Annotated in this window: 21 protein-coding genes; 12 read left to right on the forward strand and 9 right to left on the reverse strand. The window is 44.2% G+C overall.

Going from position 1 to position 25,618, the window contains the following annotated elements:
• The first annotated feature begins 80 nt into the window (after nt 1-80).
• On the forward strand, nt 81-1,418 hold the full coding sequence (locus R2S67_RS19560) for an MATE family efflux transporter (protein WP_041853085.1): 1,338 nt from the start codon (nt 81-83) through the stop codon (nt 1,416-1,418).
• 62 nt (nt 1,419-1,480) lie between these two features.
• Here the strand turns inward: R2S67_RS19560 and R2S67_RS19565 are convergent, their stop codons facing one another.
• Entirely contained in the window at nt 1,481-4,117 is a 2,637-nt protein-coding gene (locus R2S67_RS19565) for an ATP-binding protein (RefSeq protein ID WP_317346690.1), read from the reverse strand.
• Nucleotides 4,118-4,732: 615 nt separating this feature from the next.
• Here R2S67_RS19565 and R2S67_RS19570 point away from each other — a divergent pair.
• Nucleotides 4,733-6,166, forward strand: coding sequence for a glyceraldehyde-3-phosphate dehydrogenase (locus R2S67_RS19570; protein ID WP_006741169.1), 1,434 nt, complete (start codon nt 4,733-4,735; stop codon nt 6,164-6,166).
• Nucleotides 6,167-6,406: 240 nt separating this feature from the next.
• Nucleotides 6,407-6,628 carry a hypothetical protein gene (locus tag R2S67_RS19575; RefSeq protein ID WP_005397748.1) on the forward strand — a complete coding sequence of 74 codons (222 nt, stop codon included), beginning with the start codon at nt 6,407-6,409 and terminating at the stop codon, nt 6,626-6,628.
• Between the two features lie 126 nt (nt 6,629-6,754).
• On the opposite strand, the gene R2S67_RS19580 is transcribed toward R2S67_RS19575, so the two are convergent.
• The 4 genes from R2S67_RS19580 to R2S67_RS19595 all read right to left on the reverse strand — a co-directional run bounded on the left by R2S67_RS19580 (nt 6,755) and on the right by R2S67_RS19595 (nt 9,536).
• Nucleotides 6,755-6,994 carry a hypothetical protein gene (locus R2S67_RS19580; protein WP_237308774.1) on the reverse strand — a complete coding sequence of 80 codons (240 nt, stop codon included), beginning with the start codon at nt 6,992-6,994 and terminating at the stop codon, nt 6,755-6,757.
• Between the two features lie 418 nt (nt 6,995-7,412).
• Nucleotides 7,413-8,027: a LysE family translocator gene (locus R2S67_RS19585; protein ID WP_046875874.1), complete on the reverse strand. Its 615-nt coding sequence runs from the start codon at nt 8,025-8,027 to the stop codon at nt 7,413-7,415.
• Nucleotides 8,028-8,122: 95 nt separating this feature from the next.
• A complete protein-coding gene (locus R2S67_RS19590) occupies nt 8,123-9,037 on the reverse strand; it encodes a LysR family transcriptional regulator (protein ID WP_005396380.1) in 915 nt (304 codons plus the stop codon).
• A 43-nt stretch (nt 9,038-9,080) separates the two neighbouring features.
• On the reverse strand, nt 9,081-9,536 hold the full coding sequence (locus tag R2S67_RS19595; protein WP_005396378.1) for an Lrp/AsnC family transcriptional regulator: 456 nt from the start codon (nt 9,534-9,536) through the stop codon (nt 9,081-9,083).
• A gap of 327 nt (nt 9,537-9,863) precedes the next feature.
• Here R2S67_RS19595 and yjeH point away from each other — a divergent pair, with 327 nt between their 5' ends.
• Nucleotides 9,864-11,126, forward strand: a complete 1,263-nt coding sequence (gene yjeH / locus R2S67_RS19600; RefSeq protein WP_317346691.1) for an L-methionine/branched-chain amino acid transporter — start codon at nt 9,864-9,866, stop codon at nt 11,124-11,126.
• Here yjeH and R2S67_RS19605 read toward each other — a convergent pair whose 3' ends face one another.
• The gene (locus R2S67_RS19605) at nt 11,127-12,572 is read right to left on the reverse strand and encodes a PLP-dependent aminotransferase family protein (RefSeq protein ID WP_317346692.1); all 1,446 of its coding nucleotides are present in this window, start codon (nt 12,570-12,572) and stop codon (nt 11,127-11,129) included. It lies immediately after the preceding gene.
• A gap of 100 nt (nt 12,573-12,672) precedes the next feature.
• Between R2S67_RS19605 and R2S67_RS19610 the strand changes: the two genes are divergently transcribed.
• On the forward strand, nt 12,673-13,329 hold the full coding sequence (locus R2S67_RS19610) for a pyridoxamine 5'-phosphate oxidase family protein (RefSeq protein ID WP_005396375.1): 657 nt from the start codon (nt 12,673-12,675) through the stop codon (nt 13,327-13,329).
• Here R2S67_RS19610 and R2S67_RS19615 read toward each other — a convergent pair.
• Together R2S67_RS19615 and R2S67_RS19620 are read right to left on the reverse strand one after the other, a co-directional pair.
• Nucleotides 13,310-14,632: an ATP-binding protein gene (locus R2S67_RS19615; RefSeq protein ID WP_256898799.1), complete on the reverse strand. Its 1,323-nt coding sequence runs from the start codon at nt 14,630-14,632 to the stop codon at nt 13,310-13,312. The genes R2S67_RS19610 and R2S67_RS19615 overlap by 20 nt on opposite strands.
• 3 nt (nt 14,633-14,635) lie before the next feature.
• Complete coding sequence (locus R2S67_RS19620; RefSeq protein WP_025546713.1) at nt 14,636-15,328, reverse strand: response regulator transcription factor; 693 nt, start codon at nt 15,326-15,328, stop codon at nt 14,636-14,638.
• 366 nt (nt 15,329-15,694) lie between these two features.
• On the opposite strand from R2S67_RS19620, the gene R2S67_RS19625 reads away from it, so the two are divergent.
• Both R2S67_RS19625 and R2S67_RS19630 read left to right on the forward strand, forming a co-directional pair.
• Entirely contained in the window at nt 15,695-17,236 is a 1,542-nt protein-coding gene (locus R2S67_RS19625) for a hypothetical protein (protein ID WP_213906167.1), read from the forward strand.
• 12 nt (nt 17,237-17,248) lie between these two features.
• A complete protein-coding gene (locus R2S67_RS19630) occupies nt 17,249-17,938 on the forward strand; it encodes a hypothetical protein (protein ID WP_317346693.1) in 690 nt (229 codons plus the stop codon).
• A 90-nt stretch (nt 17,939-18,028) separates the two neighbouring features.
• On the opposite strand, the gene R2S67_RS19635 is transcribed toward R2S67_RS19630, so the two are convergent.
• On the reverse strand, nt 18,029-19,030 hold the full coding sequence (locus R2S67_RS19635; RefSeq protein ID WP_317346694.1) for an AraC family transcriptional regulator: 1,002 nt from the start codon (nt 19,028-19,030) through the stop codon (nt 18,029-18,031).
• A 107-nt stretch (nt 19,031-19,137) separates the two neighbouring features.
• On the opposite strand from R2S67_RS19635, the gene R2S67_RS19640 reads away from it, so the two are divergent.
• From R2S67_RS19640 to codB, 5 genes are all read left to right on the forward strand, one after another.
• The gene (locus R2S67_RS19640; protein ID WP_182037192.1) at nt 19,138-19,470 is read left to right on the forward strand and encodes an MFS transporter; all 333 of its coding nucleotides are present in this window, start codon (nt 19,138-19,140) and stop codon (nt 19,468-19,470) included.
• Complete coding sequence (locus tag R2S67_RS19645; protein ID WP_317346695.1) at nt 19,464-20,687, forward strand: HlyD family secretion protein; 1,224 nt, start codon at nt 19,464-19,466, stop codon at nt 20,685-20,687. The genes R2S67_RS19640 and R2S67_RS19645 overlap by 7 nt, the downstream gene beginning before the upstream one ends.
• Before the next feature lie 98 nt (nt 20,688-20,785).
• Nucleotides 20,786-22,108, forward strand: a complete 1,323-nt coding sequence (locus tag R2S67_RS19650; protein WP_257081109.1) for an ABC1 kinase family protein — start codon at nt 20,786-20,788, stop codon at nt 22,106-22,108.
• Nucleotides 22,109-22,220: 112 nt separating this feature from the next.
• Nucleotides 22,221-23,567: a magnesium transporter gene (locus R2S67_RS19655; RefSeq protein ID WP_005396363.1), complete on the forward strand. Its 1,347-nt coding sequence runs from the start codon at nt 22,221-22,223 to the stop codon at nt 23,565-23,567.
• An 806-nt stretch (nt 23,568-24,373) separates the two neighbouring features.
• Complete coding sequence (gene codB, locus R2S67_RS19660; protein WP_005373644.1) at nt 24,374-25,612, forward strand: cytosine permease; 1,239 nt, start codon at nt 24,374-24,376, stop codon at nt 25,610-25,612.
• Nucleotides 25,613-25,618 lie beyond the last annotated feature (6 nt).

Consider the following 25,618-nt stretch of genomic DNA (forward strand, 5'->3'; position numbering starts at 1 on the left):
ACTCGGGGTTTATTTTTGTCTCTAAACTAAGCGCCGTGTACAATCAATCCAACTCTTATTCCTAACGCATTCAGCTTTCTATGTCCTCAACTACGACAAGTACACAACCAACACTTGCAAAACAATTATTTACGATGACTTGGCCAATGCTATTTGGCGTTCTATCTTTAATGAGCTTTCAGCTTGTAGATAGTGCGTTTATCGGTCAGCTCGGCGTTTTACCTTTGGCTGCTCAAGGTTTTACTCTTCCGTTGCAAATGGTCATTATCGGCATTCAAGTCGGTTTAGGTATCGCCACGACCGCTGTCATTTCTAAAGCGCTTGGTGCGAATGAAAGTCGTTATGCCAAACAGCTCGGTGGCTTAGTTTTGATGATTGGCTCAATCGGCGTAGCCGTTTTTGGAGGGCTAATTTGGCTTTTGCGCTACCCCATTTTATCTCTATTAAGTGCTCCAGAGTCTGTGATGCCGATTATCGACAGCTACTGGCCTTGGTGGCTGCTAAGTTCATGGACTGGCGCGGTTTTATATTTTTACTACAGTATTTGCCGAGCTAACGGCAACACCATGTTGCCTGGCACAATGATGATGGTGACCAGCGGTGTGAACCTTGTGCTCGATCCACTATTTATTTTCACGTTTGACTTGGGTATTAACGGAGCCGCAATAGCAACCATCGTTGCTTTTGGGTTTGGTATTTTAGTCGTCGCGCCTCGCGTGAAGAAGAACCACTGGGCAACAACGCAGTGGCAAGACCTCAACGTAGCTAAAAGTGTTGCGTCTATCGGTAACATCATGGGACCTGCGATGATCAGCCAACTGCTGCCTCCGTTGTCGTCCATGTTAGCAACAAAGTTGTTGGCAAGCTTCGGGACCGCAGCAGTCGCCGCTTGGGCGCTCGGTTCACGCTACGAATTCTTTGCTATCGTTTCGGTGTTAGCGCTGACAATGTCTATGCCCCCAATGGTCGGGCGCTTACTTGGCGCAAAGAACTACCAAGATATCCAATCGCTAGTCAGTATTGCCGTAAAATTCATTCTGGGCTTTCAACTTTTGATCGCAGCCATTACGTTTGCCGTCGCAAACCCACTTGCACTACTGATGACCAGTGATGTTCAAGTAGAGCAAGTATTAGAAATGCATTTGCTGATTGTTCCTATCAGCTTAGGTTCACTAGGTGTATGTATGTTGATGGTTTCTCTTTGCAATGCATTAGGTAAGTCTTACACCGCGCTCACCATTTCAGCGCTACGCTTGTTTGTCTTTTTCCTTCCTTGCTTATGGGTTGGCGCTCAAATGGGGGGAATCCGAGGTCTACTTTTAGGCGCTTGTATGGGCAACATTCTGGCGGGCATTTCCGCTTACCTAACCTATCGACAAACCATACGTAAACTCGCTGGCGCTCAAGCAAACGCATAACAATACATGGTTAAAATAAAGCCCCTTTGATTGGGGCTTTATCGTCTTGAAATGTTATCGATTTAGGCGAGTTTTAATTCATTGAAGAGCTCAAATAGCTGATTCGATTTATAAGGCTTAGGTAAATAAGCATCCATACCTGCAGCAAAACAGTTGTGAATGTCTTCTTCCAAAACACTCGCGGTGAGCGCAATAATGGTCGTTTTCTCACGCCCGGCTTTCTTTTCCCAACGACGAATTTCTTTCGTCGCGGTCAGTCCATCCATCACCGGCATCATACAATCCATTAAAATTGCATCGAATTCTTCTCCCTTTGTGATGGCTTCCAACGCTTCTTGTCCATTGCTTGTTATCAAATAGTCATATCCTGCTTTATCCAGAAAGAAACTCGCTATTTTCTGATTCATCAAGTTATCCTCCGCGATTAAGATCCTCCTGTGAGAGCGCGACGTTCGATATTCAGACTTTGGAATACTATTAGTGACAGCGTCACTTGAAATGGTTTTTTCTACCTTCGCTAAATCGTCAATGACATGCTTAAATCGATTGCCAAGAAAAGGCAATGTGAGCACAGCATGTACTCTTTCTGCATTGTCGTAGGGAGTGGATAGATGATGCTGACAAATAATCACACGACGAAGATCATATTTGAGTGACAATTCATCTAAGACTTCATCCGTATTGGAGTCGTCACTATGGCACAGAAATATGACATCAAAGTCATCGTTTATTGCTTTTACTTCATTAACATTATTCGCACCAAAGAGATTGATTTTTGCTAATCGACACTCTTTCAAAAGTTGATCAGCGTAATCGTAATTTGTGCAGATCAAGAGCCCTTTATTTATCACGTCCGAGCGCCAGCCAAACACCGGAATAACATCAACCTCAATAGAGAATTCAAAGCATGTGCCCACTCCTTTTGTGGATGTCGCTATAAGCTGCCCTCCCATCATGGATACCAGTTGACGACAAATTGCCAATCCCAGTCCCGTTCCGCCGAACTGCCTCGACACCCCTTCATCTTCCTGAGTAAAGGGTTCAAAAATCGTCGTTAACTTATCTTGTTCAATGCCTATCCCGGTATCTTCGACTTTAAACATCAGCGTTCCGCGCTCGTTCTCAGGTAACTCGTCATAACTGACATCAACACGTATATGACCGCTTTCAGTAAACTTGACCGCATTCGATACCAGATTCGTGATGACCTGCTTGATTCGATGATCATCAACCATCACTCGAGTTGGAATGTTTTCAGCTAAGTTAATCCCCAGCTCTAGCTGTTTAGATGTGGCTTTGGATTGAAATAAAACCATCGACTGGTACACCACCTCTCGGATATCGGCCTCGACTAACGACAACTCCAGTCGACCAGATTCGATTTTAGAAAGATCCAAAATATCGTTAAGCAAGGTAAGTAATGTTTGAGATGAAGAGTCAATGTCATCAACGACTTCTTGTTGATGGGAAGATAACTCGCTTTGAGAGAGTATCTCCGTCATGCCCATAATACCGTTTAGGGGGGTACGTATTTCATGCGACATGTTGGCAAGAAATACTGATTTAGCGCGATTAGCAGACACTGCTGACTCTTTAGCATGGAGTATTTCGTCTGTTTGTCTCTGCTTTTCTTCAACCACTCGATTCACTTGCTGAGCGAAAATCGTCAGTTCATCACTGCCATCGACTTTGACTTTCGTCTGTTTCTCTTCATCGTTGATCAGCGCCGTTAAGGTATGAATAATCGCATCTAGTTTGCTATTAACCCGAAACCAAGTGCCAAAGCCAAGCCAGCAAAGCATGACGATAACCAAAATAACGCCAGAGGTAATCATCGCAATATTGGTCTTTTGTTCATGAACTTGTGTTAGGAGCGACTGCTCTGTTTGTTTCGTGAACCCATCAATGAGTACTTGCAAGCGTTGCACACGGAAATCGAGTTCTCTCAAATACGCTTCATAGTCACTACGTGACATGTCCCCTGACATTAATCGCCCACGAGATGCCAAATTTCTCTGATATCTCGGCGACGTAAACAAGCCTAGCAATTTATCAACTTGATCGTATGACCCTCCTAAATTTAAAAACGCATCCAAATTTTGCTGCTGTCGATCAATAGCCTGAAAAAACAGACTCTGACTCAACCGACTCTTAGGATCTTGAACTAGGCGATGTGTCAACCAGGCTTCTTTCTGTGTCCAAAAAGACAGCTGAGCAAGGTAAGCAATAAAATTCTGCATTCGAATACCGTCCTCACTGCCATACCACTGATGATTTTGTAGCAAAGAGCGCGACATATTTTGAAGCAGTTGAAATGCCCAATCGCCAAGGTCATCCATCTCGTCCAACCTACCGGATAATACCCCTAGCATGGCCTCTTTCAGCTCATCAGCATATTCAGCGGTATTGGGGTTACTGACGAATTTTTGATGCATGGAAGAAATAACACCGTCTTGTTCTTCTATATTAAGTGCGGCTGATGCTTGAAGCGTAGGCTGGCGGCGTGCTTTCTCTATGGAGTATATAAAATGCGAGGCTTGGGATATCAACTGGAAACCTTGGATATTGATTACCGTTTGATTGAGACGGCTTACGCGCAACGCATTGTCAGAAAACTGCTGAACTGCAAAAACCACTATCACCACCGTGGGTAATAGTGCGAGGAGTGCTAAGCGTGTTTTTATTGATAATCTCAACATCCATCAGCCCAATGGTTGATCTCATCCGATTATTTAATACTAGACTAGTTTCTAGCATTGAAAGGCATATACGACATGGTTACTTTAAAACAACATTCACCTACCAAAACCATGGTCATTCCGCTTATTTCGCCATCGGTCAATGAAATGGTAATTGTGACTCGAATCATACTTTTTGATCTTCAAGCTGAGTTCAAACAGTGAAGTTTCACTCATACCTAAGATGCACATCGCTTTTCATAAAATTCCAAACCATATGTTCACCTATTTCGTTGCCTTATCGAGGAAAATCACACAAAAATGCAAACGAATTCACAGTAACAACAAAACTAATTTGAAAACACACATTATCATCGCGAAAAAAGTGGATGACTTTTTAAATGTCAATACGTGAAAACCACCGCTTTAGTCACATTAATTCACCACTAACACGACCTTAACTAGTGTTTTACACTGGATTTAATTTTCCTAGCAGAATAAGGGCTCCGACCTTAGAATCCGCACACATAACTATTACAACCCGATTACATAACCCACCACACTCTTGCACGCTGCCGAAGAGGCAACAGCAGAGAGTATGGTTAGCCCCCAAAACGTGAAAGGTCTAATACAACAATGAGTCCAGAGAAATATCTCCAAGACTGGCAAACTAGCCAAACGATTGCTGAATCTATTTCCCCTCTAATTGGTAAGCTATATCGTCAAAAAGGAATCGAAGTGGTTCTGTTTGGTAAAACGCTTATCAATGCTACTACTATAGACATTCTCAAAACTCATCGCGTTGCAAGACGTTATACAGGCAGCCCACTCTCACTTGAGCACACGATGCCTATCATTCAAGCGCTATGTGAAATGAGCATTTCTTCGTGTCGTGTCGACGTTGGCCAATTGGCAACTAAGTACTGGAATGAGCATGACGATACTGCCTCTCTAAATGATTTCCTTATCACTGCACTTGATGGCGCACGCGATGCAGACTCTTCATTGAAAGCACGTGATGTAGTTCTTTACGGTTTTGGTCGCATTGGTCGACTACTAACTCGCCTTCTGATCGAGAAAAGTGGCCCAGGTTACCCACTACGACTGCGAGCGATTGTGGTTCGTGGCGGTAAAAAAGGCGATTTAGAGAAGCGTGCTAGCTTACTGCGTCGTGACTCAGTCCATGGTCAGTTCAACGGCAGCATCGTGATCGATGAGGAACGTAAAGCTCTGATCGTTAACGGTAACTACATCCAAATCATCTACGCAAACAATCCAAGCGAAGTGGACTACTCTGCTTACGGTATTAACAACGCGCTTGTTGTTGATAACACAGGTGTTTGGCGTGATTCTGAAGGCCTAAGCCAACACTTAGCGTGTCAAGGTGCAGAGAAAGTGCTGCTAACGGCACCAGGTAAAGGCGATATCAAAAACGTTGTATTCGGTGTAAATGAATCAGTTATTCAAGAAGATGACACCATCATCTCTGCAGCGAGCTGTACCACAAACGCAATCACGCCGGTTCTTAAAGCGCTGAATGATAAATATGGTGTCCTTTCTGGTCACATCGAAACCGTGCACTCATACACAAACGACCAAAACTTGATCGACAACTTCCACTCTGGTGACCGCCGTGGACGTAGTGCTTCTCTGAACATGGTTCTAACTTCAACTGGCGCAGCTAAAGCAGTAGCAAAAGCACTGCCAGAGCTAGCTGGTAAGCTAACAGGTAACGCAATTCGCGTACCGACACCAAACGTTTCGATGGCAGTCGCTAACCTAAACTTAGGTGAAGACGTAGACCGTGATTCACTGAACGATTACTTGCGTGAAATGGCGTTGAACTCTGAGCTTTCGGCACAGATTGACTACACCGATTCAACAGAAATTGTATCAACTGACTTAGTTGGTTCTCGCCATGCAGGCGTCGTGGATGGTCAAGCGACTATCGCACAAGACAAACGTTGCGTACTTTACATCTGGTACGACAACGAATTCGGTTACAGCTGCCAAGTTGTGCACTGTATGGAACAAATGATGGGTGTTCGTTACCAAACATTCCCTCGATAGGTGAACTTTGCTCCACAACGTTAACCACATAGCGTAACGGACAATATCTCATATTTGTTCTAAATAATAAGCGCGAAGCGCATTACTAATATTTTTCCCCGTTTATACGCCTGATCACCCTCAGGCGTTTTTTCATTTCGCTCATTTGACACTCTCCGGACAAAGTGAAGACTATCATTCATGTTTTGTTCATGTTCACAGCATTAATCTGAACACATAAATTACAGAGAGGTCATGATTATGAATCGGATTATTGTTACCGCACTAGCACTGATTACGGGCTTTTTTACATTAGTATTTAGCTTGATCATTGCGATTCCGTTGACCATCGCAGCATTGATTACAGGCAAGCGTATTGAGAAGCGCGTGAAGAAAATGCAGAAAGAAATGCATGAAGAGTATGAATTCAATACTGGTAAAGCCGATGCTATTGAAGGTGAGTTCGAAGAGGTTCGCCGATAAGTAAATAGAATTTATATAAGTTTCTCTCCCCCGACAGCTCCTGAGAAACTTCTTGCTTTCACCCTGTCTTTACAATGGCAGGGTGCTTTTTTTGAAAAGCACAACGTCAAATAAGCAACTAGCGGCTTATTGTTTTATCTTTGTGTTGTGAGAGGCTGTGTAGCCAGCCTCCCACAAATCACCATCAACACCAGAGTATGGGTTAGATTCTTTCGGGGTCCCATTTTGGCAAGCTTCTCTGCCTTCTCTCTTTATTTCTTCTATGTGATTTAAAACGAAGTCAAAGTGCTGAGGATCAACCTTTTGTAGTAGCGCGTACAAAAGCCCAAAACCAAGCATCGTGAATACAAACAGTTCAAAAAACACCCATATGCTCTTTGTTGAAAGGAATATCCAAGCAACGCTGCAAACACTGGTCAAAATTACTACTAGAGCTAGATTTACTATTCTTTGCATATTGCTCTCTCACCTTCTAAACGGTCATGAAGTCTCTACCCCTTTCATAGGATAAGTAAGAGGAAAGTCCGTTTTACCCAATAAAGCATTCTCGACTTAATATGCGACACTGTTAGTATTAACGTTAAGTGGCTCTCGTTCTAATTATAACAGTGCGTTGGAAAGCTGCGCTTACTACAAATGATAATGTGAACCAAAGTAACACTATTGATAGTATTAACTTTAGCAGCACTTAGCGTCAAGATTACGTAAATTATATGAGGGTTTACTGAGAGCAGAAAAAGGCAGCCATCCGGGCTGCCTTTAATATTTTGTTGTCTTTGCAAATTTATACGGTTACGACCACTCGAAGTGCCAATAGCATGAGAACAATCCCTGACAAACGATCAATTAACACCGCTTTAGAACGAATTCTGTCCACTACTTTAGAGCTCGATAAAACTAGGGTGATAAAAGTATACCAAAGCCCGTCCACAACAAATGGTGTAGCCACAATGATCATTTGATTGCTCAAATCATTACCTAGCGCTACAAACTGACTAAATAGTGCGATAAAAAACAAGGCAATTTTGGGGCTTAAAATCGAGATAAAAAAACCTTCTCGAGCAGACTGGCTTACCGTTGTTTCCTCGCCTGACTCCAACTTCGCCGCTACACCGCCTTTCGAACGCAGCGCATTGAACCCTAAATATGCAAGATATGCCGCGCCTGCAAGGCTGATCGTCTTGAACAACATCGGGCTTTGCTGCAAAACAACAGCGAGGCCAATCAGCGTAATAAACGCATAAATGCCAATTCCAAAAGCGTGTGCCCAAGCCGTTGCCAAACCATTGATGCGTCCACCAGCCAAGGCATGTTTTGCCACAATCGCTAGGCTAGGCCCAGGTGACATAGCACCGAGTAAACACACGGTAAAAAGTGATAACCAAACTGTTAGTGTCATAAATAACCTCTCTCCATTTGAATTCAATCTATCAATTGAAGAGCTATAATTTGAAATCAAAGTTTCGCATAAAAGTCATGATTTAAAATCATAGCCTAATGGATGGAGTATTCCGATATTTTCATCACCGCGTGGATTTGCTCTCGCACCCATTGATGAGCTGGATCATTGTCGTATTTAGGATGCCACATCAGCCAGTATTCATGGGTAGGTGTCTCAAAAGGAAGCGCTTTATGAACCAAAGGCCAGTGCTTGGCCAAATTATTTGCAATGTGCTCCGGAACTACCATCAAGTGCTCACTTGAGACCAAACGATTTACCGCCGCAGAGAAAAAAGGCACTTTAAAGGTAACATGACGCATCAGCCCCCTGTCTTTTAGTGCCATATCGGTACTTGAGTCTTTGTCTCCCCCACCCGTCACTTGAATATGCGAATGACTAATGAGGTCCTCTACAGAAATCGAAGCCTTACCAGCTAAAGGGTGAGATGCCTTCATCAAACAAACTGACTTATCAGAACCAATATTGATGCTAGATACACCTTCAGGCTGAGTGGGATACATAGAAGAAGCAAGGTGGATTCCTAACTCGTGAAGCTTATCGATAAAATCTAGCTGCCACAGTCGATACGCCAAATCCAATTGTGGTGCTTGTTCACCCAAGTGAGATGCAATATCGGGCAAAACGTATTGTGCCACGTAATCGCTTGAGGCAATAACCAGCTCGCCTTGCCACAGTTGCGGCTCAAAAGGTTTGTCATCGAGTAAATGGTCAAACTCAGCCAGTAACGCATCAAGCTTTGATTTTAACGCTATTGCTCGCGGAGTTGGTATCAGCTGATTACCTTGACGAATAAGCAGTGGGTCACCACACAGATCGCGCAATTGTGCAAGCTGTCGGCTAACCGCAGACTGCGTAATGTGCAAACGTTCTGCAGTTCGGCTGACATGACACTCTTCTAAAAGTACATGCAAGGACCTAAGTAGATTCAAATTGATGTTGTTTAACATACTTGCTCAAGAAGGTTTTAATAAATAATGGCACCCATGATGCTTATTTCACAAACTGGTTGCCAGTCGTATTAAAGAACTCAGCTAAAACGGTATGAGTCATGAGGTGCCTTAGCTCTGGGTAACGTTGAATTTGATCTCTGATTTCGTTCAAACGAGTCATCGTAGGTACTTCGACAAAAACCATCATATCCGTTTCACCACTGATCGCATGGCACCATTTTACGCCATCGATTTTGTATAGTTCGTCGGCATATGATTCGCAATAATACGTGGATGTAGATTTATCGAACTTTAGAGCAAAATAAGCACAAATCGAGTCCCCGCCTGAAGAGGCAATTTCAGCGTGATACCCGAGAATCACTTTGTCATGTTCTAGCTTACGAATACGAGCCGTCACCGCAGAACGAGAAAGGTTCACTTTATCCGCAATTTCAGTCACCGACAGCCGAGCGTTGTGTCGGAGAAGATCCACAATCTTGTGATCAAACTTGTCCATATACTTACCAAGCTTTCCTTATTTTTCTCATTCTATACCGATTCTAACTGCATAAGAAACCAACATTTTGTTGGAAATATTTAAAACAACCGTCATATTGACGGTTCAGTAAATCATTTTGTTATTAAGATTTTGGATATGCTATTTGGTAAGCATGAGATGAGCACCGTTATCCATTCAAATAAAAGAGCGATAACGCATTGAAATCAAATACGCTTCTTATGCACTCAGCGCACTAGCGGGCTCATTAAACTCCAATAAATGAGATAATTAGAAGCCACAAGCGTTTTCGTCATAAGTCCTACAACATTGGATGAATCAATTAGCATGGAACAGCTCAAAAAAGACATTTCACTCACATCCGGTATCGCCCAACTATCCACAACATTAATGGGAACGGGGCTTTTTATGATACCAGCCATTGCAGCAGGCATAGCGGGTCATTTTTCACTATGGGCCTGGATTTTATTATTCATCGCCATTTGTCCTATTGCGCTGACTTTTGCCCAGCTAGGCAAGCGATATCCCAATGCGGGCGGAACCGCATTTTTTGTACGTAAAGCATTTAACGCCAAGCTGGAAAGCAGTGTAGCTTGGCTATTTGTTAGTGTCATTCCGGTAGGGGTTCCGGCCGCGATTGCACTCGCCGCAGGCTTTCTACAGCAAATATTGCCAGAGCCTATTAGCAATAATCTGTTTGCACAAATTCTAACGGTATTACTTCTTGTGTTCGTCAACTTGATGGGCACTAAGTCATCAGGTCATTTACAAACTCTTATTGCTTTGAGTGTCTTTGCGCTCGTTGGCACATTTTTATGGAAAGGCGACGTTAACAGCGCCGATCTCGTGATGCCAGCTATCACACAAGAGTCAATTTGGCCTATTACCGCAGCGCTTGGCGTGATGTTCTGGTGTTTTGTTGGCATAGAGGCTTTTGCTCATATGGGGGAAGAGTTCAAAAACCCTCAAAGAGATTTCCCTATTGCCATTGTGGTCGGTTGTTTTGTAGCGGGGGCTACCTATTGGGCATGCTCTGTCGTTATTTTAAAGTTTGGTGCATATGGTAATGCTCAATTCGATAATGCATCGATTCCATGGTTGAGTGCTCAACTACTTGGCGATGGGGCCAAATGGATAATCAGTTTGATCGGATTCTCCGCTTGTTTCGCGAGCGTTAACTTATACACACAAAGCCTAGCGCGAATGGTCTGGGCTCAAGCTCGGGAACATCGTCCTTACAGCCCACTAGCCAAGATTTCGCGTCGTGGTGTCCCTTTCTCAGCCACCTTATTAGTTGGCGGCGTACTGCTAATATCTTGCGTGATAGGAACGCTATCGCAGCTCGATCTGGAGTTTTTCCTAAAACTAGCAAATAGTGTATTCGTTTTGGTTTACATGTTGGCGATGTTAGCCGCTTATAAATTGCTTCGTGGGTTTGGTAAAGCGCTTGCGGGACTTTCTCTACTGCTTTGTACCGGTGTTTTTATATGTTTAGGCTGGTCAATGTTTTATGCACTTGGCATTTTCACTCTACTTTTACTGCCTTGGAAACAGTGGCGACATAAACGACAAACACGCGCAGTTGAATAGTCACTGCTTCCCATGTCGAAAAATTAGGGCTAAACGTTGGATACCAGCGTCTATGTTCTCTAACGCGATATTGCCATAACCAAGCACGGCACCATGCCAGTGACGTGCTTGGAAACCTGGATGTTCATAATAGCTCAAAGGTCGCAAGATGATCCCTTCATGTTCTGCCAGTTTTGTAAAACGCAGCTCATCCATACCGTTTTGCCATTTCAACGTAATATGAAGTCCCGCCGCTTGGCTAACGACGCAAACACTGTCGCCAAAATGCTGTTGAATGGATAAATGCATCTGTTCATGCTTGGTTTTATATAGTCGGCGCATTTTTCGGATATGGCGCAACAACCCACCCTCGGTAATAAAATCTGCCAACGCTTCTTGAGTGTGCGTCGGTGAATCACCACTTAACGCATCTTTAACCACCAAACATTGCTCTACTAAACGTTCAGGAACCACAAGGTAGCCAAGCCGCAATCCGTTAAACATCACTTTACTGAAGGAACCCACATACAACACGCGATCATCTCGACCCATTTGAGCTGCTAGCCCCTGTAAGCTGGTGTAGGGACGATGAGCAAACTGAAATTCGCTGTCATAATCATCCTCGATTATCCAACTTGATTGTTCGACCGCCCAGTTGATGATCTTTCCTCTTTGCTCGGTATTGAGTGTGGTACCCATCGGATATTGATTACTTGGTGTGATATACAGCGCATCGGCATCGCTTGAGGTCACAGCTTCCACATCAAAACCTAATTTCTCTCTTACGAACAAAGGCTCAAATTGATAGTTTTGGAACTGAATCAACTTCCGCATTTGCGCGTAACCTGGTTGCTCCATCAGAACCTTATCACCTTGTTTTAGAGCTACCATCGTCGCGATTGACAACGCTTGCTGTGCCCCAGAGGTAATAATGATGCGCTCTGGGGAGCAATTTACTGAACGGCTTGATGCAAGGTAGTCAGCTAAAGCACAGCGCAATGCCCAACTGCCCTGAATATCTTGATTCCCTAGCAAGCAGGTGCGGGACATGTGGCGAGCAACTAGCTTTTGCCACTGCGCCATCGGAAATGCGTCCAAATCCGGCACACCCGGTGCAAATGCGCGGTTGATGTCAAAGTTGGTTTTCGGTGATGAGTCTCTCTGAACTGAATTAGGTTCAGGCAAGTACTGCTCCGGCAGTTCTACGGCAACATAAAAGCCAGAACCTTTTTGGCTGTTCAAGTACCCTTCCGCCACTAACTGTTCGTAGGCAGAAATCACGGTATTCCTACTTAGATTAAGCGCCTGTGAAAGCTTCCGCGTAGAAGGCAACTTCCCATTCTTCACCCACAATCCTTGAACAATTTTCTTGCGAATAGCAAAAAACAACGCTTGCTGACGCGTTCCATCACTGTCTTTTAAATGCAGGTCACCGATATCAATCAAAGACAAACTGGATCCATCCATTAGTTAAAAGTGGCTCTCTTTAAGCTACCAGTTAAACGCTACATTGCAATCAAAGAATGAGGATCAATCGCTCGTAATCGTGAGCAAACAAGGAGAGAAAATGCTATCCAACACCAATAGAACGGAAATTAAGAAAGGCGCACATAAAGCCGTCTCTGATGTTAGCAAACTGCACGCCATCATAGATGAAAGCCTAATCGCTCATATTGCGATAACCAACGAGTCAGGCCCTGTGGTCATCCCTATGCTGGCATGGCGTGTCGATGATTACGTGTATATCCATGGTGCCAACAACAGTCGACTGTTACGCTCACTCAAACAAGGAGTGCAAACGTGCTTAACCTTTACTTTGCTTGATGGTTGGGTATTGGCTCGAAGTGCATTTCACCACAGTGCGCATTATCGTAGCGCCGTGGTCTTTGGCCAGTTTGAGATGGTGGAGAATAACCAAGAAAAAGACAGGTTGCTGAATCACTTTATCGAACAGATCGCTCCAGGGAGAACAAAACAAGTCCGTTTGAGTAATGAAAAAGAGCTCAAAGCCACCATGCTGCTGCGTATCCCACTCACAGAGGCATCTGTGAAAATCAGCAATTTTGGCGTCAACGACGATGCGGAAGATATGGATATTCCTGTTTGGGCAGGTGTCCTACCCTACCGAACCGTCGTAGGTCCGCTGCAAGCTTGTGAAGATTTGTATGAAGGTATCGCTGAACCAGACTACCGCAGTGCCTACTCTAATCGTTGGCAGGAATAAGCACCGTAAAACGTGCACCGCCTAAGTGACTCTCGCCGACGGAAAGCTCCCAACCCAGTTGCCTCGCTGCACTGGTAGCGATGGCAAGCCCTAAACCAAAGCCTTTCATGTCGGCGTTGCGGCTTTTGTCTAAACGCGAAAATGGCATAAATACTTCTTCTCGCATCGCTTCAGGGATGCCCGGACCATCGTCCTCAATATCGATGCTCCAGCAATCCGCTACCATTCGAATCGTCACCTCAACGCAGGATTCACCGTAACGCTTGGCGTTTTGCAGTAAATTATCGAGGACGAGGTTACCCAAAGTAGGCTGAAAGTGAATCAATTGGTTCGCGAGTTCATTTTCTGCTCTCAACATGGTGGACTCTAAGCCTAGGTAATTCATGCGGCTTTTACACCAAAGAGGCAGTTCCATGGTTTCAACAGAATCGCTCAAAGAATGGTTTTTCACACTCAAGCGAGACAGCATGACGATGTCGGACGTTAAATCCGTCACTACATCAACGTATCGTTCAATATCGTCATGTAACTCTGCCTGCATTTCACCACTCGTGCGCCTAGCTAAATCCGTCGCTAGCTGAATACGACTCAGCGGAGTGCGCACTTCATGAGGAATAGCTTGAGTAAAGATGTGTGTTTGACGTACTCGTCTCTCAATCTCTTCAGACATGTTGTTGAAGCCTTGGGCGAGCTCTTTCACGGGTTGCGAAAATTGCTTTAGATCGACTCGCGTATTCAACTCACCATAACCAAATTGTTGTTGTGCAGCCGTTAGTTGTCGAATTTGGCGGTCAAGACGTCGTACAGGTATGTAAACCATAATGCCTAAACTGCACACAACAACCAAAAGTAGAGTCAGTATAAATACAATCTCAGAATCTTCATTCCAATCAACATCTGGGCTAAAGAAATCCGTTTTTTCTTTGAAAACTAAACTCTTCGAGGTGTTAGGTAAAGGGAATACCGCGGCATAGGTACTGCCATCAATAAGATAAACAGGTATCCCTTGTATTCGGTACAGCAGCTTACAATCTCGACAAGGCGGTGATCCGTCCCAGTTTTCAACCAATGTTAAATCAAAGATAAAGAAATCTTGCTTGCCGTTTTCGGTTAACTTCTTATAGAGAGAATCCGGAGTGCCTCGTTGCTCAATGTATTGATCGACAAAATAAGCACCATCACTCAAAAAAACACCGACTTCTGTTTTGCGCATGTACTCTTCCCCCATAAAGAGAAACAAAGCAACAGTCAGCGCAAGGCCAGTAACTAACCCCACATATAGACGAGTAAACAGGGAAAACATGCGTCATTTACCTGTCAGCATATAGCCGTGGTGACGTATGGTCTTAATGGTAGCAGTATGGATATGAGCCTTAGAGAATTTCTTCCTTAGTGAGGATATACGCATATCAATCGAACGATCAGTAATGCAGTATTCAATGCCTCTGGCAAGACGGCAACATGATTCACGAGATACTGGCTTATCGACATTCAGCATCAGGAGCTCTAGAATTTCAAACTCAGAGCTCGTTAAACCAATATCTTTTTGCAAATAAAATGCTTGGGAGCGACGAAGACAAAGGCTAATGCCATATCGGCTCAGCTTTTCTTCTTCAACGGTATCAACTTGACGACGATAGCGACGTAGCGCCGCTTCAATACGGGCGAGAAGGATATTGCCTTTTATCGGTTTGGTAAGGTAATCATCAGCACCGAACTTAAATAAGCTCACCTCGCTCATTTCATCATCGGTTGCAGTCAAAACAATGATAATCCCATGATAAAATTTACGTGCCTCTTGGCATATTTCTGCGCCATTTTTTCCCGGCAACATCAAATCTAACAGCACTAGGTCCGGATTGAGTCCGTGAATCGTTTCTAATGCATTTTGACCGTTGTCGATAACAGTTACTGTATAGCCTTCGGCTTCGAGGTACATTTTGGTTAATCGAGCAATCTCAGAGTCGTCTTCTACCAGTAAGATTGTATTGCCCACCATGAATCATTTACTCCACCAATATGATGGAGGGAGTATATCGCTCGTCCTATACTGCGCAACCCACTTAAATGATAATTTTAATAAAAAGCGGGCTTACATACGCTTACAAACCATACATATACGATAATCCTAATCATTCCACGCCCCTAAAACCATGCAATAACCTGATGTTTTATTTATTAGCAGAATATAGCTTCACATAAAAAATAAATTTCGGAATAAAAATCCACTACATTTTTAAATATATCGAATGATAGTCCTTACCAAAAAACAATATCGATATATATGACTTTGTTTGCTTATATAGACAGGACTTTATGTTGCTTCTAAGTTTCTTGCTCTAATAAAGTCTACGAGTAACATGAAATGAGATATTCCCAATTAACACCTTTAGCCATATTTTGCGCGATAAGTCTAACTGCTTGCGGCGGCAGTGAATCTAATTCGAAACCATCGACAACGACACCTCCAACACCACCAGCGCCAACATTGAGCACTGTCACAATCCCAACTGTCGTTTCTACAGAGCTTCCAGCCAAGTTAAAAGTGGCTGCTGATGCGGGCTTCACCCACTATGTGAAAATCTCCCTTTCTGAAGCAAATAACAATGATGCATTTCACATTGTGGCTGTTGATGACGGTGCGAATAATGAAAAAATCTTTCGTGCAGCCAAAATCATCCAACACCTTCTCACAAACCAACCAGACTCTAAGTACGGCGCTGACAAGTCTCGTATCGCTAAGACATTAGCCGAGCGTGATGCCACACTAATGCTGACCGAAAACGACGAACAGAATGATGAGATGTTAACCAAAATCTTTATCAACGAACTGATTCGCCAAGACAAACTGAACGATGCAGTGACAAACTCGGGCTTAGCACACTCTTTTGATACGAGTTCTCTAGAAAAGTTTGTTGTAAGCATGATGGTACTTAACGAAGATGATATGGATACACTTGTCACATCTATCGTGGCAACATTAGTAAATAGTAAAGAAACACCAAACTGGCTAAGGAACAGCCAATCTTTGATGTATCGAGAACTGACAGTTGAAGGCGATTGCCATTACATGAGTAATTTTGCCGATTACTGTGCCAATCTTGGTAAAAAAGCCGAACGAGACGCCGCTTTTGAAGAAATTTTACACTTGGTCCAAGCGCAAGGTATTGCACCTAACACGGGGACTGCGGCACTGCAAAATGACATTCAAGCTCATGCGTTAAAAATCTATAACGATATTCAAGCGGGCAAACCGACGGTGTGGCGCCCAACTCAGTATGACTGGGACGATTGGAAATCGGACGACTTCGATCCTGAAAGTGTTAAACAAACGGGCCCTTCATATTCTCACGAATACTTTGCTGCCGCTTTTGAAGCTTACATGGGTGTAGCAAAAGCAAACGGACAAGGTTTAGATGGCTACCAAGCGTTAACACGTGAAGAAATGCAAACTCAAGATCCACAAGCCGTTGATTGGATCAGCGGCTTATTCCACGGATACTTGCAATACACCGCGAACATCGACTCTGCGGGCGTCAAACTTTACACAGAAAAGACAAATCCAGGCACAGTGCCTACCTTCCGTATGGCTCCCAACAAAGACGGCTTGATAGAAGCATACACCTACAAATCTCAGTGGCTGACAAGAGTGAAGATCATTGGCGACGACGCAATGAATGTCATCGGTAATGACCAAGACAATACCTTTGAAGGCAACAGCAAAGACAACAGCATTTATGGTGAAGGTGGTATCAACACCTATATCGTGCCACACAAACTGGCAGAATGTACTGTTATCAAAGCAAAGAGCGTTTCTGTTAAGTGTCCGAGTACAGGCTCGGATGAGTTGTACGACATTCAAAAGATCCAATTCACCGACCAAATCTTAGATGTAACCGAGCTATAAACGATGAAAAACATGAAGAAACTTACTCTATTCGCTCCCCTACTCCTTGTAGGTTGTGGTGGCCTAGCCGTCATGGATCGTACTGATGCCGTAAAAGCACAACCAGAAATGCTGATCAAAACCGACGGAGATTTTTGGGGATTCGGTGCAGATGGTCATTTTGATTTTGCTGGTAAGTACAAAGGCAACTATTCACGCAGTGCTTCTAACTCAAGTTGGTTTAACCATATCTCTTTCAAAGAAGGTACGATGGGCGCAGAAGTTACTCGTATCGACAACGGGGAAACTTGGCTTCTGAGCTGCGCTGGAGGCGGTATGTCGGTTAACTACATGGGCGTCGATTTTGGTGGGAATGATCCTTACACCTGTGACATTACTCAAGATGGTAAAAAAGTCGGTGAGTTTGCGATGGAGCCAAAATCCGCTCTCATCGACATCAGCTTCGAGAAAAAAGAGACTGGCGTAGTGCGTATCGGCAGCACCCACTTTAATGTAGAAACCGTACATACTAGTCCCGACGCCATGATGGCGGTAGACATTCCATTGGGTTATAGCTTTAAGGAAGGCACACAAGAAATTGCCGCTGTACAGACGAACGGTACCATTGCGGTACAAATGCTCCCAGAACTTAGTGAACAAAAAAAGGATGTGATTGCCATCGGCGCTGTTGCAAGTGCACTAAGCTGGCGCCCTAAGAAATAGCCATTACATTAAACAACACCACACAAAAAATAATAAAGCCCTCTACCTTGAGGGCTTTTATTGCTTGTTTTCATAAAGACAAGTGAAGCATTACTTTTCTAATCTTCCCGCATACTGCTTGGGCGTTAATCCACGATGTTTCTTAAACATACGATTGAAGCTCGCCACATTGGTGTAACCAAGGCGCATAGCAATGTCATCAATACTCACGCGCTTACTCAATAACCCAGCCGCAATATTACTCAATACATAGCCGGATACCATCGAGAAGTTGAGGCCTAATTTGTGCAAACGACGTTGAAACTGCTGTTCAGATAAATCAAGCAGAGAAGAAACGCGCTCTAACGTTGGCAATCCATAATGACTGCTGTAGTTCACCACTTCATAAATCACTTTCAACTCATCTTCTGGGTCGGGCATATTAAGCAAATCATCCAAATCGGAAAAACTCATCGCTAGACGGCTGTCTTCGCGATGGCTCACTTGTCGAGAAGCTAATCGGTCATCTCCCGGGATCCATATTTCTGTTTTTGGCTGACTCCATTCCACCTCGCAGCCGAAATATTCCCGGTATCGCTCAGTATTTTTTCTCGACCCTGAAATCTTGACGCGCAAAGGCTGATAGTCTTTACCAAGAAATTCGCGTAGCACTTTAATCATAAATACCGCACCGCGGATACTATCGTGCACCTTTACTGACGTTTCTATAAACGGATTGTGGTAAGTCCATTTGATGATTTTGCCCGACTGTTCGCCAGCAAAAAACGCCCCAGATTGTAAGTTACTCGCACCATAATTAACGCGTCGAATCGCGCTGGCTAAATCATTCCCAGAAAATAGCCAGCGTCCCACAGGTCCAAGCTTTTGCAGTTCAATACCTCGGCTGAGACTCAAAACCACATCTGGATCACTGCTGGCTTGTTCAACACAACGATACCATTCTGCGACGGCTTTTAGCGGGATCAGTGTCATTGGGTTGTGAAATACCGACGACGGAATCCCCAGTTCATCCGAGCCCACATTATATTTAGATAACGCGAGGTTATGCATGTTTAGAATGCCCATCGCGCGAATAAATCGAACCGTCTTCATTACCAATCACATCAAATTTAATCCTCTATTGATTGAATCTGTCACAAAGAAAGACCTAAATCAAATCCAGATCACAATACGCCAACCGTTTGATAGAGGAGTGTTTAATGAGTTTACTGAGTGTCCCATTTGTCGGAACTGGTGCAGATACAGCGTTACATATTGTCGCTGCCGTCGTTTTAATCGCGAGTGTCGCGGGCGCGTGTTACGGCTTTTGGAAAATCCATGAGTTGCCAATTAATAAGGCGCACAGCAAAGACCATCATCAGATAGGGCTCATCACTGCGCTCACCTGGATAGGGTTTGTCTGGCACTGGGTTTGGGTGCTAGCCGTGATCTTTGCATTCGTTGATATGGAAAAAGCCATCATCAATCTGCGTGATACATGGAGAAGTAAACCGCAAACAGAAACACAACCAAAAGAGGAAGCGGAATGTTAGAAGGTTTAGCGGTATGGGCTCTCTTCATCTATCTGCTGCGTTGGGTTGGCATGCCTTGGAACAAAGCAACCAAATCGTTCGCTTATCTTGGCGGTTTGAGTTGGCTGATGTTCGTATGGGTAGGTTTGATTAACTTCACCCCGATGGATTTATCCGGTGGTTCTGTCGTGCAGTCACCACACATCCAATTGCGTCCAGATTCAACCAATGTAAAAGGTAAAGTTGACCACATTTACATTAAGCCAAATCAACAAGTTAAAGAAGGTCAGCTTATTTATGAACTTGACCCAACGCAATACGAAATCGCATTAAATCAGGCGAGCGTATCCGCCGATTCTGCACGAGTCGCATTAGCTACGGCAAAAGGCGACATCGAGATTGAAGAAGCGAATCATCAAGCATTGGTGCAAGATCTAGAAACATCCAAGAGCCAATTGGAAGCGGCGAAAGTTGACTACAAATTGCAGAAAAAGATGCTAGATCGTTATGTTGAGCAAAACCGAGTGGTGCAAAACACCATCACGGAAAGCGACATCGACAAACAATCGAGTGCGGTTGATATGGCACGTCACAACGTGTTTACCCTTGAGTCTCAAATTAAGAAGAAACAAGTCGATATTTCCCGTGCAAAACTGGCGATTCATAAAGCGGAACTTGCAGTTGAAACCAAACAAGCCGAACTGCGCCAAGCTGAAGAGCAAATTGCAAAAGCGCAATGGGATTTGAATAGCACAAAAGTTCATGCCCCAACAGATGGTTTTGTCACCAACTTTATCCTGCGTGAAGGTCAGCGTGTATCGATGATGCCGCGTATCAACATGTACACTAACGAGAAGTATGTGCTGATGCGAGTCAACCACCAGGCGATTCGTAACATCAAACCGGGTCAGCCAGCGGAATTCTCTTCGTCCGTTTACCCAGGTAAGATCTTCTCAGCGACCGTCGAAGGCATTGTTGAAGCAACAGGTGAGTCACAAGGTAATCTGCTGGGTTTCGATGATTCCGTACGTATCACCACTGGAAAGAATTTACAGAACAAACACCACTTTGTTCGTCTTAAGATTGATGAGCCAGAAGGCTACGACATTCCTGTTGGCTCTGTTGGCCTCGCATGGGTCAGCGGTGAAAAACCGATAGGCTTCATGGCCTTCTTAGATGTGATTCGCGGGATCATCATTCGAATGAAGTCTCAGCTGTACTTCTTCTACTCCATCTAAACTCACAAACCGCCAGTTTCGCTGGCGGTTTTTTCATTTGTATCCAAACACATCCTTTTCCCGTATAACAATTAGTTAGTAGACAGCGGAGAAGATTCATGTCGGCAAAGGAAAGAAGCCTACCTACCCATCGTATCTCAAGGTTCAGCAAGTTCGCTTCACTTGCTACCCGTGTCGCAGGCAATGTGATTGCAGAAGGCACGAAACAAATCGCCAAAGGCAATAAACCAAAAGCGAAAGACCTCTTGCTGACGCCACAAAACATCGCACGGTTGACAGACCAACTTGCTCACCTACGTGGCGCTGCAATGAAGCTTGGTCAAATGCTTTCAATGGATGCTGGTGATGTTTTAGAACCTGAACTCGCCGATATTCTCTCCCGCCTTCGCTCCAACGCAGACCCAATGCCTGCAAAGCAACTGAACGGAGTCATGGAAAGTTCGCTAGGAACGAGTTGGAAAGCTGAGTTTCTATCATTTAACTTCAAACCAATCGCCAGTGCATCAATAGGACAAGTGCACCAAGCCTACAGCGATGCGGGCGATAACCTAGCCGTCAAAGTGCAATATCCGGGCATACGAAAAAGTATTGATAGCGACGTCGATAATGTCGGGACACTGCTCAAGGTCGTTGGGTTGATTCCCGAGTCTGTCGACTACAAAGGATTGCTCGAAGAAGCGAAAAAGCAACTGCATGATGAAGCCGATTACACCCGAGAAGCGCAATTTGCGATTCGTTACCATGATGCTTTGAAGGAGCATCCTCATTTTGTCGTACCAAAGATTCACACTGAAAGTTGCTCAGACTCCGTTCTCGCCATGGAGTTTATTGACGGCGTACCCATTGAACACATCGAACATTATGATCAAAGTACGCGAGATTTTGTCATGCACAGTTTGCTCGAATTGCTGTTCAGAGAGCTGTTCGAATTCAAGATGGTGCAAACCGACCCTAACTTCGCCAATTACTTGTACATTGAAAGTACTCGCCAAATCGGCTTGTTAGATTTCGGTGCAACTCGCGAATACAGCGAACGATTCAGTGCCGGCTATCGCAAAGCCTTTGCGTCCGTCATGAATAATGACGAACAAGGCTTGAATGACGCGCTTGAGCAAATTGGCTTCTTCAGCCAAACCATCTTACCTGATCAGCGCCAAGCGATTCTCGATTTAGTAAAAATGGCATGTGAACCCATGTTAGTTGATGAGCCATATGATTTTAAAGCCAGTGGCTTAGCGCAAAAACTTCGCGAAGCTGGCACTATTTTGAGCATGGAACAAGAGTACTGGCATACCCCACCTGCCGATGCCCTATTTTTACATCGTAAAATTGGTGGAATGTATTTGCTCGCAGCGAGAATTGGCGCAAAAGTGAACATTCGCCAATTGGTACAGCCATATCTCACTATCAACAGCGAATAGCCTATTGTTTTTCTGTTACTTTCAAGTACCTTGAGCAAGGTTAAGATGCATAGTTGTGCATCTCAATAACATGCCATACTTCCATAAAACGAATTAACTATCGGGGTACTAGGTGAGCAAGTTTCAAGATCTCTCCACTCTAATCCAGCAAATTGGCCAAGCCGAAGAAGCGGATCAAGTCGCAACGCTCAATGAATCTATTGAAGCGGGTCTCGAACCTGGCGCAGTCGCCCTAATTCTGGAAGCCTTTCCAATCGATGATCGTGTTCGCTTATGGCGAGCTTTGCCACTAGAACTGCATATCGACGTGTTAACGGAAATGCGTGCCGACGTACGTTTTTCTATCATCAATGCATTATCTGAAGTCGAGCTAAAACTCACCCTCGCTAAACTTGATAACTTATCGCTGATCGAATGGGCGGATTCGTTGCCTGAGTCGATCATCAACGAAGCGCTCGCGTTAATCGAAAAAGATGAGTTAGAGCTTTACGATCAAGCAAACGAATATGAAGATGAAGAACTCGGCCACTGGGCTGAGCGTAAAATCATCACCCTACCCTTTAATATTACGATTGGAACGGCTAAGCAGTTAATGGAGCGCTATAGCTACGACACGCCTCAACAGGTCTACCTGATCAACCGTAATAAACAGTATCGAGGGACTGTCAATTACTACGAAATTTTACGTAGTGATCCTGATACTCGCTTGAAAACACTCGTTATTGAAGCGGTGACGGTGCTAGACAGTAAGATGATGCTTCCCGAAGCGGTAGAAGCATTAGAGCACAGCACACTGCCCGCTCTGCCTGTGACTGATGCAGACCAAACTCTGATTGGTGAAGTCGATTGGCAATTTGCATTGAGTACGCAACGTGAAATCTACGAAGCGCGCTTAATGGCCGGTACTGGTATGGATGAAGGCGATGACTTGTTTGCGCCAGTATTAAAAAGCTCACAAAAACGCGGCGTGTGGCTGGGCATCAATTTGCTGACTGCAATTTTAGCGTCTGTCACTATCGGGCTATTTGAAGACGTGATTGCTCAAGTGGTGGCTTTGGCCGTACTAATGCCAATTGTTGCATCGATGGGTGGCATTGCAGGCAGCCAAACGCTGACTCTAATGGTTCGTGCGATGGCGCTTAATCAGATTACCCCAGGTAACCGATTCAAATTCTTAAAAAATGAGTTGGGCATAGGCTCACTGAACGGCATTGCTTGGGCGCTAATCATCGGCGGGTTAGCCGGATTGTGGTTCCAATCGCCAGTTTTAGGCGGAACCATCGCGCTGGCCATTATCGTCAACATTATTACCGCTGCTTTATTTGGTGTGTTGATACCCATTATTTTGGATAAGTTTAAATTGGACCCTGCTTTGGCTGGCTCGGTGATTCTAACAACAGTGACAGATGTGGTTGGTTTTTTCGCCTTTTTAGGGACGGCGAGTTTAGTCATGCTCTAAAAAGTCCACTGTTTATTAATCAATCATTAGCATAATAGAGTCAAATTGCATAACGCAGTTGCAAATTGCAAACAAACTCAAACTTTAAGCAACGCATGTCACAGAAACTACGTATTTTAGGGCATATTAAAGTTGGCACAGTAACTGCATTATATAAATCGACCCTTCTTAAGCCGAGGGTCACCTAGCCAACTGACGTTGTTAGTGAACTTGATTTTGTTCACATGTATATAAGCCAATCGCACTCTTTGCGGTTGGCTATTTTTTTATGTGGCTATTGCTCTCTTATCCTCTGACCGAGCTCGGTTGTACTTTTCTTGCCCACAACAGATTGTTTACTGTTTATAAAATTCAAATATTCGCCCACTAAACCATTAGAAATGCCAGCTTCAACAAAAACAAATCACCTACATAAAATAAAACCAAGAAAACACACCAAAAAAAAAGAACAAATGACGTCCAAACCAAAAATCTCATCATGAAATCGTTTTCTTTTCATAGAAATCGACTGAACAATCCAGAGTTATAGATAAATTTAATCCATAAAAACAAATAGCAATTCAAAACATTCATTTCACATAGAAAACCTGTCTATAAATCATAGAAAATACGTAAAAATAAACTTTTCACTTTTAGAACTTAAAAACCAAGTCATTGTTATTAAAATAAAAAACAGAAATCAAAAATCAAGCAAACGTTTAAATTGCAATTTTATCATTGACTATTAAATTTACATCACGATAATACGCGCCGTTTGCCTGAAAACCAGGTGCTATAATTTAATATTTCAATGTGCGGAGGTAATAATGGCTGGAGACAATAACTACAGTCTTGGACCAGTTCCCAACACGGCCAGAAAAGGCGTGGCGTCACTAACCATGGTGATGTTAGGACTCACTTTTTTCTCCGCAAGTATGTGGACAGGGGGTTCTCTCGGTACTGGGCTCTCCTTTAATGATTTTTTCCTCGCTGTTCTCATCGGTAACCTAATCCTCGGTATTTACACTTCTTTCCTCGGTTACATCGGCGCTTCTACTGGTCTCTCTACTCACCTTCTTGCTCGTTTCTCTTTTGGTTCTAAAGGCTCTTGGCTTCCTTCCGCTCTTCTTGGCGGTACTCAAGTTGGGTGGTTTGGAGTTGGTGTCGCGATGTTTGCGATTCCGGTGCATAAAGCAACGGGCATCGATACCAACACGTTGATCCTCGTCTCCGGTTTGCTCATGACCGCGACCGTTTACTTTGGCATCTCCGCACTGATGGTGCTGTCAGCAATCGCCGTTCCTGCCATTGCGCTACTTGGCGGTTACTCTGTCATTGAGGCAGTAAATAGCGTTGGCGGTATTAGCGAACTACAACAAGTTCAACCAACCGAGCCACTCGATTTTTCAATAGCTCTCGCGATGGTTGTTGGCTCTTTTGTCAGTGCTGGTACATTAACGGCAGATTTCGTGCGCTTTGGCAAAAAGCCGCGCAGCGCCGTGATGATCACCATGGTGGCATTTTTCATCGGTAACTCGTTAATGTTTATCTTTGGCGCGGCAGGTGCATCCGTGACTGGTCAATCAGACATCTCTGAAGTGATGATTGCGCAAGGCTTATTAATTCCCGCCATCATCGTACTTGGATTAAACATTTGGACGACTAACGACAACGCGCTCTACGCATCGGGTCTTGGGTTTTCCAACATCACTGGCTTACCAAGTAAATACATCTCGATGGCGAACGGGCTTGTTGGCACACTTTGCGCTCTCTGGCTCTACAATAACTTTGTTGGCTGGCTGACCTTCTTATCGTTGGCAATTCCACCGATTGGCGGCGTGATCATCGCTGACTTCTTCACGAACCGTAAACGCTACGCAAACTTTGAAGCCGCCCAATTCCAAAACGTTAACTGGGCTGGCATTATCGCTGTCGTGATTGGCGTTGGTGCGGGACACTTCCTGCCTGGCGTAGTGCCGATTAACGCTGTACTTGGCGGCGCAATTAGCTTCCTAATTCTTAATCCTATTCTCAACAAAAAAGCACTGGCTACACAGCCAGCGTAAGGAACC

Source organism: Vibrio sp. T13N, assembly GCF_032970445.1.
Taxonomy (GTDB): domain Bacteria; phylum Pseudomonadota; class Gammaproteobacteria; order Enterobacterales; family Vibrionaceae; genus Vibrio; species Vibrio diabolicus.